This window comes from Rossellomorea sedimentorum, from assembly GCF_046237645.1.
GTDB classification, from domain to species: Bacteria; Bacillota; Bacilli; order Bacillales; family Bacillaceae_B; genus Rossellomorea; species Rossellomorea sedimentorum.
On the sequence record NZ_CP143546.1, the window covers coordinates 2,227,867 to 2,241,170 of the forward strand.

18 protein-coding genes, 1 pseudogene and 1 riboswitch are annotated in these 13,304 nt (G+C 42.8%); of the genes and pseudogenes, 1 reads left to right on the forward strand and 18 read right to left on the reverse strand.

Annotation, left to right across the window (positions count from 1 at the left end):
* The first annotated feature begins 28 nt into the window (after positions 1-28).
* Positions 29-319 (forward strand): DUF5316 domain-containing protein, encoded by a 291-nt coding sequence (locus tag V1502_RS10985; RefSeq protein ID WP_409250691.1) that lies wholly within the window; start codon positions 29-31, stop codon positions 317-319.
* A 225-nt stretch (positions 320-544) separates the two neighbouring features.
* On the opposite strand, the gene thiE is transcribed toward V1502_RS10985, so the two are convergent.
* From thiE to V1502_RS11075, 18 genes and pseudogenes are all read right to left on the reverse strand, one after another.
* On the reverse strand, positions 545-1,198 hold the full coding sequence (gene thiE / locus V1502_RS10990; RefSeq protein ID WP_409250692.1) for a thiamine phosphate synthase: 654 nt from the start codon (positions 1,196-1,198) through the stop codon (positions 545-547).
* A complete protein-coding gene (gene thiD / locus V1502_RS10995; protein WP_409250693.1) occupies positions 1,188-2,012 on the reverse strand; it encodes a bifunctional hydroxymethylpyrimidine kinase/phosphomethylpyrimidine kinase in 825 nt (274 codons plus the stop codon). Before thiD ends, thiE begins: the two co-directional genes overlap by 11 nt.
* A gap of 131 nt (positions 2,013-2,143) precedes the next feature.
* Complete coding sequence (thiM, locus tag V1502_RS11000) at positions 2,144-2,956, reverse strand: hydroxyethylthiazole kinase (protein WP_409250694.1); 813 nt, start codon at positions 2,954-2,956, stop codon at positions 2,144-2,146.
* Between the two features lie 22 nt (positions 2,957-2,978).
* Positions 2,979-3,740: a 3-oxoacyl-ACP reductase gene (locus V1502_RS11005; RefSeq protein ID WP_409250695.1), complete on the reverse strand. Its 762-nt coding sequence runs from the start codon at positions 3,738-3,740 to the stop codon at positions 2,979-2,981.
* Between the two features lie 112 nt (positions 3,741-3,852).
* Positions 3,853-3,963, reverse strand: a riboswitch (TPP riboswitch).
* A gap of 544 nt (positions 3,964-4,507) precedes the next feature.
* Complete coding sequence (locus V1502_RS11010) at positions 4,508-4,879, reverse strand: hotdog domain-containing protein (RefSeq protein WP_409250696.1); 372 nt, start codon at positions 4,877-4,879, stop codon at positions 4,508-4,510.
* A 1,042-nt stretch (positions 4,880-5,921) separates the two neighbouring features.
* Positions 5,922-6,455 (reverse strand): hypothetical protein, encoded by a 534-nt coding sequence (locus V1502_RS11015; RefSeq protein ID WP_409250697.1) that lies wholly within the window; start codon positions 6,453-6,455, stop codon positions 5,922-5,924.
* Between the two features lie 32 nt (positions 6,456-6,487).
* Positions 6,488-6,733, reverse strand: a complete 246-nt coding sequence (locus tag V1502_RS11020; RefSeq protein WP_409250698.1) for a hypothetical protein — start codon at positions 6,731-6,733, stop codon at positions 6,488-6,490.
* Between the two features lie 19 nt (positions 6,734-6,752).
* Complete coding sequence (locus V1502_RS11025; RefSeq protein WP_409250699.1) at positions 6,753-7,232, reverse strand: DUF2306 domain-containing protein; 480 nt, start codon at positions 7,230-7,232, stop codon at positions 6,753-6,755.
* 244 nt (positions 7,233-7,476) lie between these two features.
* Entirely contained in the window at positions 7,477-7,977 is a 501-nt protein-coding gene (locus tag V1502_RS11030; protein WP_409250700.1) for a hypothetical protein, read from the reverse strand.
* Positions 7,978-8,014: 37 nt separating this feature from the next.
* Positions 8,015-8,629 (reverse strand): annotated as a pseudogene (locus V1502_RS11035) (DUF2711 family protein); the annotation flags it as partial.
* 255 nt (positions 8,630-8,884) lie between these two features.
* Positions 8,885-9,355 carry a hypothetical protein gene (locus V1502_RS11040; RefSeq protein ID WP_409250701.1) on the reverse strand — a complete coding sequence of 157 codons (471 nt, stop codon included), beginning with the start codon at positions 9,353-9,355 and terminating at the stop codon, positions 8,885-8,887.
* Between the two features lie 104 nt (positions 9,356-9,459).
* A complete protein-coding gene (locus V1502_RS11045) occupies positions 9,460-9,687 on the reverse strand; it encodes a hypothetical protein (RefSeq protein ID WP_409250702.1) in 228 nt (75 codons plus the stop codon).
* 13 nt (positions 9,688-9,700) lie between these two features.
* A complete protein-coding gene (locus V1502_RS11050) occupies positions 9,701-10,003 on the reverse strand; it encodes a hypothetical protein (protein WP_409250703.1) in 303 nt (100 codons plus the stop codon).
* A gap of 125 nt (positions 10,004-10,128) precedes the next feature.
* Positions 10,129-10,683 carry a hypothetical protein gene (locus V1502_RS11055; protein ID WP_409250704.1) on the reverse strand — a complete coding sequence of 185 codons (555 nt, stop codon included), beginning with the start codon at positions 10,681-10,683 and terminating at the stop codon, positions 10,129-10,131.
* 42 nt (positions 10,684-10,725) lie between these two features.
* Positions 10,726-10,899: a hypothetical protein gene (locus V1502_RS11060; protein ID WP_409250705.1), complete on the reverse strand. Its 174-nt coding sequence runs from the start codon at positions 10,897-10,899 to the stop codon at positions 10,726-10,728.
* Positions 10,900-11,798: 899 nt separating this feature from the next.
* Positions 11,799-12,269, reverse strand: coding sequence for a hypothetical protein (locus tag V1502_RS11065; RefSeq protein WP_409250706.1), 471 nt, complete (start codon positions 12,267-12,269; stop codon positions 11,799-11,801).
* Positions 12,270-12,333: 64 nt separating this feature from the next.
* On the reverse strand, positions 12,334-12,804 hold the full coding sequence (locus tag V1502_RS11070) for a hypothetical protein (protein ID WP_409250707.1): 471 nt from the start codon (positions 12,802-12,804) through the stop codon (positions 12,334-12,336).
* A gap of 33 nt (positions 12,805-12,837) precedes the next feature.
* A complete protein-coding gene (locus V1502_RS11075; protein WP_409250708.1) occupies positions 12,838-13,299 on the reverse strand; it encodes a hypothetical protein in 462 nt (153 codons plus the stop codon).
* Between the last annotated feature and the right edge of the window lie 5 nt (positions 13,300-13,304).

Below are 13,304 nucleotides of genomic sequence, written 5' to 3' on the forward strand. Positions count from 1 at the left end.
TCGTATATTAGTCAAGGAGGGAATTACCTTGAAGTATTTTTTAATCGGAATTATGTTAGCTGCAGCAGGTACCTTACTCTCCATGATCATCTGGGGAATGGATAAGGCTTATATGATAAGCGGGGGAATTGCCTTGCTCTTCCTTGGCGTTTCAGTCGTTTCTTCCGGCGCCATGGTGAGCGGAGACCAAATGAGGGCTAATTTTGCGACTGAAACCAATGATGATCGTCTCGCACGCAATCGCATTATGTTCAACTCGGCATTGATTGGGCTGCCCAATCTGGGTTTCGCCATCTTGATTTATCTTCTTCTCAACTAAATACCTTCTGGTTATAGCTAAAAGGCTTAGAGGATACTTTCCCTCTAAGCCTTTGTTATCGCCTTCCCTTATCTTCCCTCAAATTTTGTACCCCATGTCCAATCTTTACCGCCTAATTTTCCAGTACAAGTAGCTATAACCGGTTTACCTCTCCGGATAGCTCTACATTTTATAAAAAAGGGACCTGATGGACACGAGTTTATGGGTTACCTTCTTTTCGCGCCACTATTTCTCAACGGCTTTGGCCAGCAGTCGTGCAGCTTCTTCAGGTGAATCTCCCTGACTGATTGCGGTAATGACGGAAACACCGTCCGCGCCTGCCTGTATGATCGGTGAAGCATTTTCGGCTGTTATGCCTCCGATGCCTACAAGTGGAATATCTATACCGACACTCCGCAATTCCTTTATGAATGTCAGCCCCTGGACCGCTTTGGCGTCTTCCTTGGTGAAAGTCGGATAGATCGGTCCAATGCCAAGATAATCCGCCCCTGCTGCTATGGCGGCCTGTGCTTCTGTTAAAGTATGTGCAGAGACACCGAGAATTTTCTTGGGGCCAATCTGTCTCCGCACGATTTCAGCATGTTCATCTTCCTGGCCGATATGGACACCATCCGCATCGATTTCCACGGCAAGGTTGATATCATCATTCACGATAAAAGGGATATTGTTTTCCCTGCAGATTGATTGCAGCCTCTTGGCGAGTTGGACCTTTTCTTCCCCTTGAAGGCACCACTTACCTTTTTCCCGGAATTGAAATAGTGTGATGCCACCTTTAATGGCGGACCTAAGCACTTCTTCCGGGTTTTGAAGGCAATTGGCACTCCCCATAATGAAATAGACTCTCAGAAGCTCTCTGATTTTTTCGCAGTTATACTCCATTCAAAGCTGTTCCCTTCTCTCTCCGGTTATACGCCCAATGGTTAGTAGGACCGTGTCCGCTTCCCAGCTCTAAATCTTCTTCAATGGCAGAATGGATGAAGTCTTTTGCCCGTTCGACCGCTACCGGTACAGTTAACCCGTCTGCAAGGCCCGCTGTAATCGCGGCAGAAAAAGTACACCCAGTACCATGTGTATTTTTGGTGGCAATTCTCTTGGAAGTGAATTCATAAAAGTCCACGCCATCGAATAATATATCGGAGGCATAATCCGCTGTGTCGTCGTGGCCTCCCTTGATGACCACATGCTTGGCCCCCATTTCATGAAGTTTCTTTGCTGCTTCTTTTTTCATTTGAACCGTATCGATCGTTAAGCCCGTCAAGACTTCCGCTTCTGGGATATTCGGAGTGATGACCATTGAAAGGGGGATAAGATGTTCCTTCATGGCCGAAATCGCTTCTTTCTGCAGAAGGCTGGCCCCTCCTTTGGCGATCATGACAGGGTCGATAACGATATTCTTCCAATTAAATCGTTCTATTTCACTGGAAACCCGCTCTATTATCTCCGCATTAAAAAGCATTCCCGTTTTCACAGCGTCAGGCGGAAGGTCTTCCCCAATGGACTGGATTTGCTTTACAACCGCATCGGCATCCATCGGAAAGACACCCTGCACACCTGTTGTGTTTTGGGCTGTCACAGCAGTAATCGCTGACATGCCAAATACGCCAAGTTCCTGAAACGTTTTGAGGTCGGCCTGTATCCCGGCCCCTCCGCCGCTGTCAGAGCCGGCAATCGTTAACGCTTTATTTACTTTCATCTGAGTTTCCTCCTTACTGACTTCTTCAAAACTGGTTTCATATAGGTTGTTGCCAGGTGAAAACTTCTTCCCAGGATGAATAACTTTTTTCTGGGTTGATACGAGTAAATTTTTTGATTGAGAAAAAAATCTTAAGAAACAGCCTTTTCAAAAGAGCCGCGCGCCACAATATCGGAGGCTGTGATGTTATAAAGGCTGTTTAGTAACTCCACTTGGAATGTTCCAGGTCCTCGATCCCCCGCCGCTTCTGCAGCCAGCTCTGCAGCGGTTCCATATACAACCAAAGCGGCGACCGCAGCTTTGACAGGTTCTTTTTCCACCGATGAAAAGGCACCCATCACAGAGGTTAATAGACAGCCGATTCCTGTCACTTTCGTCAATAAAGGATGGCCGTTGTTGATGAGGTAGGTGGACTCTCCATCTGACACAACATCCTGTTTTCCCGTCAACACTGCAACGGTTTGGAGTTCCTTTGCCGCCGACTCTGCCAGTTCAACGGTGCTGCCCTTTGCTTCTCCTGCATCGACCCCTTTGATTTCCCACTGCTGTCCGGCTGCATTGGCGATTTCGGCCGCGTTTCCTCGAAGAATGGCTATATCGAGTTCGCTTAATATTCTCTTGGCTGTTTCGGTTCTGAAAGGCGTCGCCCCGGCACCGACCGGATCAAAAATGACCGGCACTTCTTGGTCGTTCGCTGATTTTCCGGCAATCAGCATGCTTTTCACTTCTTGTTCTGTCAGGGTTCCCATATTAAGGACGAGCGCACCTGCTATCTTTGCCATATCGGCCACCTCTTCGTGGGCATAGGCCATCACGGGTGAGGCTCCAAGCGCTAAAAGGCCATTGGCTGTAAAATTGGTCACTACGACATTCGTAATATTATGGACAAGCGGGTTCACCGTCCTCACTTTATCTAGAAGACTGCCAATCTCTTGAATATTCATTTCCCTTTCCTCCTATTCTTTTTTAGTTCATGACAAGTCCGCCATCCACGACAAGGTTTTGGCCTGTGACAGCCCTTGCCCATGGCGAAGCAAAAAATACGACGGCATCTGCCACATCAGCTGGGTCTGTGACTTTTTTCAAAGGGGTGGAAGATTCAATGATCTCAAACACTTCATTGGAGGTGGCCGCGCTCGCATCCGTCACTCTCAGTAATCCTCCTGACACCATATTGACCGTAATGCCGTACTGTCCAAGCTCATTCGCCATATTCCTCGTAAAGCCCAACAAGGCAGCTTTGCTTGTCGTGTAGTCATGGTAAGGAACGACTGGATTTTGCACAAGGTTGGTACCAATGGAAATCACACGCCCATAGCCGGCCTCCTTCATATCCTGAAGTCCTGCCTGCACGGTGTTCAGAGCTCCGCGAACCGCTCCTTCAAGCTGAAGATGATAATCTTCCCAAGAAATCGTTTCGGCGTTTTTCTTGGAAACCGGATCGAATTGAAAGTTGACGAGTGCATTATTGACGATCGTCGTAATCGGTGAACCGAAACGGTCTTTGGCTTCCGTGAACATAGCCTGAACCTCATTGGCATTCCTCACGTCCGCTCTGACAGCAATCGCACGCTCACCGATTTCCCTTTGCAGTTCAAAAGCTTTCTCCTCACTATTAAAATAGTTGATCACCACTCTTGCTCCTTCTCTGGCAAAAGCTCGGACCGTTTCCTTTCCCAATCCTCTGCTACCTCCAGTAACAAGTACAACCTGGTCTTGAAGTTTCATATTCAATTCCTCCTATTATAGTAACCCCAACGCCGTTAACTGCTCCTGATAAATAAAAAAACCAGATCCACTTAAGGACCTGGTTTGGTTTAAAGTATGTAAGGAAAAAACGTTCCCTCAATGACTACTTTCCCACGCTGGTATAATCCAGATCAGGTCCAAAGGGTAAAAAACAGATCGGTTTTTTTCTCAGCCCGCGCAGCAGGCACCCCTAGCAGTAAAACTATGTAGTTGGTTGAGTCCATCTTAAAGCTAAAATGAGATTCTGTAAAGAGTTATGTTTGTGGGAGAGAGAGACAGGAAATTTGTTAGCTGCTGGCTGTCTTGGGACGAAGGCCGGTACCTTTTCTTGAATCCTGCTGACTGTTTAGGATCCCTTCACTTATAATCTAGGTTGTAGAGGCAAAAAGCGAGTGGATTTCATGATGAAATTGCCTCTAGGAAGGTGGTAGCTATTCAATATCGCCTACATTCAACATTTTGTAATGCCATAAGTGTGCACTAGCCACAAAATTCGTTCAGGTTTTTATTTATAATTATATTCGTGCTTTCTCCATTGATAAATGAAAGACAGGATTTGGTTTGTATTTTCGATTTTAAATAGAAACGAAACGCCTGCACAATACAGGCGTTTCTATCTCGCATGATAATCGACAGGTACCCATCCCGCCTCTTTATCCTATGTATGGGTCCAGCGTGGCTGTCACTGATTTCCTGATAAATTTTTATCGTTTTTGGAAAAAGGCCTTCCATTGCAGCTTTCAGTTTCAATTACGGATGATGCCCCGGCTTGAACCCAGAAGAACTTCTTTTCCTTTTTGGTTTCTGAAAACAGTGGTCATCGCCAGTTTTGTCTTCGCTTCCAACTGCTCCACTTTAGTAATCGTGAGCTCGCATGTAATTTTGTCACCTGTGAAAACAGGTCTAAGGAATTCATTGTTGAGCTCTCTTGCAATGTAGTTTAAGTCACCGCCGATTTTCGTGGCGATACTTGCTGTCAACAACCCCTGAACCATTACCCTGCCATGTTCATCAGGTTCTACATGGTGTCTGCCTTTGTCGCCTGATATCTCCCCAAACTGTATGACCTCTTCGACTGTGAATGTTCTATCCCAAGTATAGACATCTCCTGGTTTCATTACTAAATCTCCCCTTTTGGAATAATTCTAACGTGTAAATGAACAGTCATTCATTTCTATCAAGACACGTTCCCACGTGTTCTTCTTGTTAGATGGCCTTGAGCATCTTCCTCAAATCACTTTTCCACTTGTTTTTCTCGCTCGATGGCCTTGAGAATCTCCCTCAAGACACTTTCACTCGTTTTTGTCTTGCTGAATGGCCTTGAGAAGAGACCTTAAGACACTTTCTCACGGGTTTGTCTTGCTGGATGGTCTTGAGAAGCGACCTCAAGGCACTTTCACACGGGTTTGTCTTGCTGGATGGCCTTGAGGATCTCCCTCAAGACACTTTTCCACTTGTTTTTCTTGCTGAATGGCCTTGAGAATCTCCCTCAAGACACTTTCTCACGTTTTTTTCTTGCTGGATGGTCTTGAGAATTGCCCTCAAGACACTTTTCGCTGTTATTTTCTCGCTGAATGGCCTTGAGAAGAGACCTCAAGACACTTTCTCACTGTTTTTTCTTGCTGGATGGCCTTGAGAACCTCCCTCAAGACACTTTCACACGTTTTTGTCTTGCTGAATGGCTTTGAGAAGCGACCTCAAGACACTTTCTCACTGTTTTTTCTCGCTGAATGGCCTTGAGAATCTCCCTCAAGGCAGTTTCACACGGGTTTTTCTTGTTGGATGGCCTTGAGGATCTCCCTCAAGGCACTTTCCACTTGTTTTTCACGTTCGATGGCCTTGAGGATCTCCCTTAAGACACTTTTTCACTTGTTTTTCTCGCTGGATGGCCTTGAGACGCGTCCTCAAGGCACTTTCTCACACATTTTTCTTGCTGAATGGCCTTGAAGCGACCTCAAGACACTTTCACACGTGTTTTTCTTGTTGAATGGCCTTGAGAAGCTCCCTCAAGGCACTTTTCACTTGTTTTTCTTGCTGGATGGCCTTGAGGATCTCCCTCAAGACGCTTTTTCACTTGTTTTTCTCGCTCGATGGCCTTGAGAATCTCCCTCTCACTCAAAGACCTTTAAAATGGTCCTCGTTTTACAGGCTGCTTCCCCCTTACTCCTCCAGTTCATTGACAATCTTTATAACCTCTTCCTTCGTATATCTTTCCGGCGTTTCACCGGTCCCTGTTTTGTAATGAAGCACCAGCAAATAATTGATCCTCTTTTCAAACCAGGTCACATAATGTGTATTTTCATCTTCGGCATATAGAGCGGTCCTCCCGTTATCTAATAGGATTTCCTTATAATCCAGCGAGGGTTCCTTCTTTGTCTCCACTGTATTTTCTACAATTAGGTCTATTCTATGATTGAAGCCTCCATAACCCAGGTGGATCATTTCGCTGTTCTCTTCCGTCTCCATTACTTTTCCAATTCTTTTCTTAACGGTAAACGGCAGCGTTTCCTCATTAATTTTTTTCGGTACAAAAGAAACTTTCTCCAGTGCCTCAGAAAGTGGAGTTTGTTCTGCTTTTGAGAGTTCCTCATATGTTTGTTCCACAGTGGTCACTTCTATGACATCCGGCAGGTCCTCTTGAAGGCATCCAGAAAGGAGATAACTAGTAATCAGAAATAGCATCAATTTTTTCACAGGGTTACTCCTTCCACTAAAATTTCCACGTGTTATACCAAGTCAGTTCTGCTTTTATTTTTATTTTTGAGAATCTGCTCTGTAATGAAACCTACTAAACAACCAATAAATACAGGGATAATGGAACCCCCTGCTTCAATTGAAAACTCATCCGAAGTAATTTCTTCATAATAAAACCATCTCAACAATTGAATTTCAAATACATTGCCGATTGCATATAAAATGGCTGTTGATCCTAACGCTGCAAGTAAAGGAAACCAAAACACCTTTCTCTTCATGGCATGGACCTCCTTCAGTTTAATGTTTGACGGAAACCCTATTTGGTTTGGACGGAGTCATCTGAGAGGATATTTTAAAAATAAGGGGTGTTCCAATGATGGTCGGGAAAAACCAAAAGATGAGGACCGGAAGTTCATTCAACAAAGGAACTTTAGGAACATTGACGACAATCGTGGCGGTAACGATCCCGATATACGAGCCGAGCATGCCGCCGATGTGGGTGCGGAGCCAGTTTTTCCATCTGAATTTCCCCGCCAGGTATCCAGACAGCGCAAGCCCATAGGAGAAAACGGCGATGTAGAAAAGGTAGGCACTTTCTTCCCAATGAAGGATCGACATGGCGACGGCTGTCAAAAACACGAATACATAGAAGAGGTGATACACTTCACCGGATATGGTATGTTCTCCTCTTCGCTTCTTTGATATCATCGCCACCACCCCGCTGATGAGACAGATGATCCCGGCAGCGATATGTATAATTAATAACCAAGTGAACATGAGCCACCTCCTGCATTTTGTAATTCCGCGTTCAAATACTCTACCGTAAAATAAATATAACGTGCACTTATTGAATATTCCTCTTTCATCAAGGCAGCATATATTTGGAATCTACAAGATACGGGTATTTCAACATAGGTTAAGTTGAAATGTATGTAACTGGATGTTCACCCACATACGCGGTTATGTATATCCAGGGGGAAGATAAATGTTTTTATCGTCCCTCCGTCAGCTGCCCCTATGGTTATTTTCCATGGTGTCCTTGGAAGTGGTTGACGGTTTTTTCAGTATACGAAAGCAAGCTGGTGTATGACGGGTTTCCTTTCAGGAATTGAGATACGGCATTCAACGGCGAGATCAGTTCGTTTCTCTTCCTTGAATAAAGCACCGTTCCCATACCATCATCCGCTTTATCAAGATCCGGGGAAAATTTATGTACTGAGTGGGACTCATACCAGTAAAAGTCTTCGTTGAGTTCCCTTCTGATCACTTCCCCGATATACGCACCTAACCTCATTATAAAATGATCATAGTATTGATCCAGTAAATCAGTGTCATATTCTACATCGAGTAATCTTTTTACATATCGATCAATCAAGCGGACACTCTCTATACTGAAATCGAGATTTCTTTTGGTAAGGTACTCTTGATCCCAGGCATCACTTGAAACATCCTCGTACATTAATTTGGCGATTCCTTTTAAATCATCTTTGATCAGTTTTTCTCTATTCAGGAAACTAAACATGCAGGGCTCTCCTTTCTGTCGCGTGGACTAGCTGTATTCAGCCAAGATAATCTACCCTGAATTGCTGCCATGCAAGCAGAGTATCCTCTTTGTAAATAATCCCTTCCACCCCAGTCCCTTCAAGGATTTCTTGAAGATTAACTTCTTTTGAAAAAATGAGTGCTTCGTTACCATCAAAGTAACAAGTCAGAAGGAAGTCTTCGTTCTCATCTTTAAGTGTAATTGGTCCTGTGCAAAGAACTAATAGATCTTCGATGCTTGCATTTTGTATATTTATGGAACCGGAACCATCCATCAAGCTCACATACTCTATTTGGCGGACTCCCTTGGCAGAGAGTATGTTCATTATAGGTTCCAAAAGAAATGGAGATAACTCATCTTCTTCAGGATAGAAGAGACCGGTGTCCATTGATGCCTCCATCTGGGTGAGCATCCGATGATAAGAATTTTTTGCGAAACCACCAAATAAACGCGCGGTCATCGCAAAAGAAACTTCTGCCACCCTATTGAGACCGCTGATTTTCATCATTTCCTTCCTGGAGACGGCCGTCCCATAGCTGATAATATCTTCCTTTAAAGGGTAATAGAAGTTGCCTTTTGTACTTTTGTCTGCCTTCCATCCTTCCGGCAGCCTGATGAAAGGATAGAAGAGAGCCGCCGCTGATTATATCCCTCAGGCAGCAGACTCAAGAGCGGCGTGTTCCTGGTTTTATCAAGATCTGGGAAAAAGTAGTTCACAGAAAAGGTCACCATCCTTCAGCTTTTCCCTTCTTTAAAAACGTAAATGACATATAATATTAAGACTCCCACTAAGATATAAGGGAAGAATCCCGATAAAAAAAGTCCCATAGGTCCTGTTTGACATCATCACCCTCTCCTGTCGGGTTGCCCAGATATCAGCAGGGTTTTATTCAAATGATTCCGCAATCGCCATCATCGTCTCCTTGTTGACTTCCGTCTCCAGGGCAATGGTACTGTAATCTAATATGTAATGATATTTCCCTTCCGTCCAATGCAGAGACGGACCGGTTACTTCATTTTCTGTGTAAAATCCTTCACTTCCATTAATGCTTACATCTTCTTTTTTCATGCCTTCTTCATAGGCAACAGGTCCAGAGTGGACAATCAGCGTAAATATTTCTCCGTTCTCTCCCGTAAATTTGGTTTCATACCTGCTCGTTTCGTGAGGAGGAATCACTCTCTCATGTCCTTTGATCCTCACCGGAAACCCGGTCGGCAGCTTAGGTTGAATTCCCTCATTCTCGAACTCACTCGATAACTTGCTGTGATCATAATCCACCAGGCTATTACTATCGCTGCTGCTGCATCCGACAAGAAGAACTGGCAACGCTATCAGTAAAAAAAGTATGATTCTCATTCCATCAACCTCCCCTATATTTATCTTTACGGAAGGGAGATTAAAAAAGTTTCAAATTACTATCTAAATTTTCCGATAATAATAGTTCGTATTGTCTCACAGTCTTATAACCATTTCATCACCTTATGCACCAACATACCCAACACCATGAATAACCCAGACCCGATTAACACTTTGAAAGGTGAAACCCGGCCTATTGTGATCTCGCGGTCGATTTCCTCCATTTCCATAACTGTCCACCAATCGTCTGCATCTGAAAGATATATCGCAAGAAACAGCCAGAACAGAAATGATAACAAAGTAAATAAGAAGATACCTATTTTCCTCTCCAACCTAGTTCCTCCTTTAATGGGCATCCTCTACTGACCGGGTCTCTTCAACTTTTTTGAAAATGTCATTAACCTTTTCAACAGCAAATTCAGGAAGGATGTAAATGGCATGTGTGTCTTTAAAGTTCATGATGGTCCCCTGGTCTTCATGAAGCCAGAGAAAATAGATCTCTTCTTCCTGTCCAAAAATGAGTTTATAATGAGGGTCACTCATATCGGCGATGCCTGGCAGCTTCTTCGCTTTTTTGAATGCATGCTCAATGCTTTTATTGTCATAACTGGCTGAAATGACCATTTCTTGCTTTTCTGTCATTTTCATAGAATTCTCCAGCTTGGTGATTTTTTAGACGTAGGCTCTCCTCCCGAGCAGCCAGCCATTACTGCAATTATCATAACCACACTGACTTTAATCAGCCCATTCATCATGTGATAAACTAGCAACCTTTATTTATCCCAGTCTTTTAACATTTCTCTATCAATTTCTTCCACAATCTCTTCTGTTCCATCATCTCTAACGTATCGGACATCTGCTTCTTTAACTGGACTATTTACATACCAGAACCTCTTGTCTCCTTCCACCTCGATGATTTTCGCTCTTTCTCTCCCAACGAAGATTTCCGAAATGTCAGGATCACTGATCGCCCCCGAATAGATATAGGGCACCTTGTGCATGGCAGACCATTTGACAGGAGTATCCCATTCAGCCCCTCGAGTTCTCCTCCACTTCCACTCCCCGTCTACTTTTAAGAAATAGGCAATGAAAACTTGTTCCCCACGAGGATTATTCTCTCTGAAAACCGCAATGGCATCGCCGGGCCTCACTGCGTCTCGTTCTGTGTGTTCGAGTGAATAAGAGTAGTTAACCTCTTCTGCGTATTGCGCTTCATTCTCCTCCATTTCTTTATGGAAAAACTCTTCAAAGGTCTGTTCATTCGAGCAAGCCGTTAACAGGGATAGTAATAGTAGGAACAGAATGTAAACTCTAATATTAACAACCATCTAATCTACTCCAATACCCTTTTGGATAATTATAACATTATTCTAAGCCTTATTTTTATAAAAAAAGCCTGCTACTGTCGTAATAAAGCCTGCTGCGAAGATAATTTGGATAAAATTCGACGGGGGTCCGGGTTCCCACACCGATAAACTTTGAGCAAACAGACCTGTAATCATGATGGCCACCCCTAATAGCATAATTTTCACTGGATCGTTCATACCGTACCTCCCTGTTAGTCACATCAATTTGATGAATGCTCCCGCACAATCAGCGGGTTCATTCCGTTATTTTGCTGTCACAACTGCTGCACCGAACAGGTCTGAAGGGCAGATGGAAATTTAAAGAACGGTAAATACTACCCCAACTAAACTTTTGGCTGCATCTTTCGCATGATGGCAACTTACCACTTCCTTAAAAATGTTGTTGGTGTCATTTAGAATTGCAAATCTAGTATGCTAGTTTTTTATATACCTGTCATTACCATATAGACGAGTTACCCATCCTTTTAGTTTCATGTTTTATCAGGATTATATCCCCCCTTAAAATGCGCCTGAACGAAACAATCGTTCTACTTGTTTAATATATTTATAGTATTGAACCTTATTGTCGCCTTTTGGGACTACGTTCTTGATAATAAACTATGTATAATGAATGAAAATGGTCTTGGGCGCCCTTCTCAAGGACATCAACTGAGTAATATCCTCACAAAAGTGCCTTGAGGAACTTTCTCAAGGACATTAACCATTAAAAAACTAACTAAAAGTGTCTTGACGAACTTTCTCAAGGACATCAAACATGAAAAAACTAACCTAAAGTGTCTTGAGAATCCATCTCAAGGACATCAACCATAAAAAAACTAACCTAAAGTGTCTTGAGAATCCATCTCAAGGACATCAACCATAAAAAAACTAACCTAAAGTGTCTTGAAGAGCTTTCTCAAGGACATTAAACAAGAAAAAACTAACCAAATGTGTCTTGACAAGCTCTCTCAAGGACATCAACCATGAAAAAACTAACCTAAAGTGTCTTAAAGAAAGTCTCTAGCACACCCATAGTTACGATACCTTATTCCTTAGAAAGGGACTTCATCATCGAGGACTAACATATTTACACGGATTTAATATTCCATTCCCTTATTGCTATACTTCTCTTTTAAAAATTGAAATCCATACAGCATCCAGGCTTCAATAAATAAGATAAGAGACAATTGGATTTTCTTCAACCTGACAAGAGAGGCAAGGCCGAATTTTTTCAAAAAACGTTCGATTACAAACGTGAATATCGAATCTACAATCATGTTCAAAAGTGTGAATTGAAAAAACTTTCCATATGTAAATTTCATGATCCACATCGAGCCGATCAAGAATGGTCCCATTAATGGAACGATGCCTGGAACTTTTGGATGTAGTTTCACGTAGAACCACCACCATTTCCGTTTGTGAGCGATGGTACTAACTACAGCCACGACCGAAAGAATGAAGATGCCTGATGGCAGGTACCTTTTGATCGATTCTTTTCCCAACAATGGGATTGATAGGAAAGGAAGCAGCACCATGGCCAAAAGTATTGACTTCGATTGTTTTAACACGTGCTTGTTCCCCCTTTGTATTAGCGTTAAGAATTCCTTGGCAGTTTTTATTGCACCTCTACTATCAAACTTCAGGTACAGTGTTAGTGGTCTTTTCTTTTAAAAGTTGAAACCCATACAACATAAGGGCTTGAATGAAAAATAGGAGCGAAACATGGATTTCTTTCAATTTTACAATCGAGGCAATTCCCGATTTTTTCAACAACTTTACAAACACAAAGATAAAAAATGAGTCCACTACCAGGTTCAAAAGCTTAAATCTGATAAATTTTCCATATGTCCATTTCATAATCCAAATGGATCCTACAAAGAAAGGAACCAAAAATGGAATTATTCCAGGTACATTCGAGTGAAGCTTTTCATAAATCAGCCACCATTTTCTTTTTTCAGCATAGTGATCTAACACGGCCATGATTGAAATTGAAAAGAATCCGGACGGCATATATCGCTTAAGAGATTCCTTTCCTATTAAAGGGAGGGACAGGAGTGGAAGAATCATCATGGCCCATAAAAAAAGCTTCGAATTTTTAGTCATGTTCATCAGTCCCCTCTTAGTTCGAAGTCAATACTAGCGTCTATCCCTGTTTAAAAGAAACTTTAATGCAAACCCCAGGACTATTCCCGGGACAACACATATCATTGGAAACCACAAAATACCGCCTATCCCGAAAAAACTCGCTTTATCGGAATACATGATGCCTACCGTCACAATGTAGGCAGAAAATACAAATGGAAGATAGGAATACGGCTCCTTCCCTCCCCCTGCATCCTTATATGCATCCCACATGGCAAAAAAGTAAATACACGGATAAAACATCAACCACTGTTTGTCTGCAACCTGCTCTGCCTTGAGGAATTCGCCGTTGAAACTAAAGTATATGACTTCATTAAAGTTGGAATAAATGTTGATTATAATTTTTAAAAAAACAAATACAACACCCTTGATATATTTTCCGTTGAGCAATTGGCCGAACCCCGGCAGAGCAATACTCCATACAAGAATCTCAATGGCTTTCTCTTTTTTTACCATAACCC

Coding starts and splice junctions, on each gene's coding strand:
- V1502_RS11075 (WP_409250708.1), bottom strand. CDS start 13,299: ATGGTAAAAAAAGAGAAAGCCATTGAGATTCTTGTATGGAGTATTGCT.
- V1502_RS11030 (WP_409250700.1), bottom strand. CDS start 7,977: ATGTTTAGTTTCCTGAATAGAGAAAAACTGATCAAAGATGATTTAAAA.
- thiM (WP_409250694.1), bottom strand. CDS start 2,956: ATGAATATTCAAGAGATTGGCAGTCTTCTAGATAAAGTGAGGACGGTG.
- V1502_RS11025 (WP_409250699.1), bottom strand. CDS start 7,232: ATGTTCACTTGGTTATTAATTATACATATCGCTGCCGGGATCATCTGT.
- V1502_RS11050 (WP_409250703.1), bottom strand. CDS start 10,003: ATGAAAATGACAGAAAAGCAAGAAATGGTCATTTCAGCCAGTTATGAC.
- V1502_RS11070 (WP_409250707.1), bottom strand. CDS start 12,804: ATGACTAAAAATTCGAAGCTTTTTTTATGGGCCATGATGATTCTTCCA.
- thiD (WP_409250693.1), bottom strand. CDS start 2,012: ATGAAAGTAAATAAAGCGTTAACGATTGCCGGCTCTGACAGCGGCGGA.
- V1502_RS11010 (WP_409250696.1), bottom strand. CDS start 4,879: ATGAAACCAGGAGATGTCTATACTTGGGATAGAACATTCACAGTCGAA.
- V1502_RS11005 (WP_409250695.1), bottom strand. CDS start 3,740: ATGAAACTTCAAGACCAGGTTGTACTTGTTACTGGAGGTAGCAGAGGA.
- thiE (WP_409250692.1), bottom strand. CDS start 1,198: ATGGAGTATAACTGCGAAAAAATCAGAGAGCTTCTGAGAGTCTATTTC.
- V1502_RS11040 (WP_409250701.1), bottom strand. CDS start 9,355: ATGAGAATCATACTTTTTTTACTGATAGCGTTGCCAGTTCTTCTTGTC.
- V1502_RS11060 (WP_409250705.1), bottom strand. CDS start 10,899: ATGAACGATCCAGTGAAAATTATGCTATTAGGGGTGGCCATCATGATT.
- V1502_RS11020 (WP_409250698.1), bottom strand. CDS start 6,733: ATGAAGAGAAAGGTGTTTTGGTTTCCTTTACTTGCAGCGTTAGGATCA.
- V1502_RS11055 (WP_409250704.1), bottom strand. CDS start 10,683: ATGGTTGTTAATATTAGAGTTTACATTCTGTTCCTACTATTACTATCC.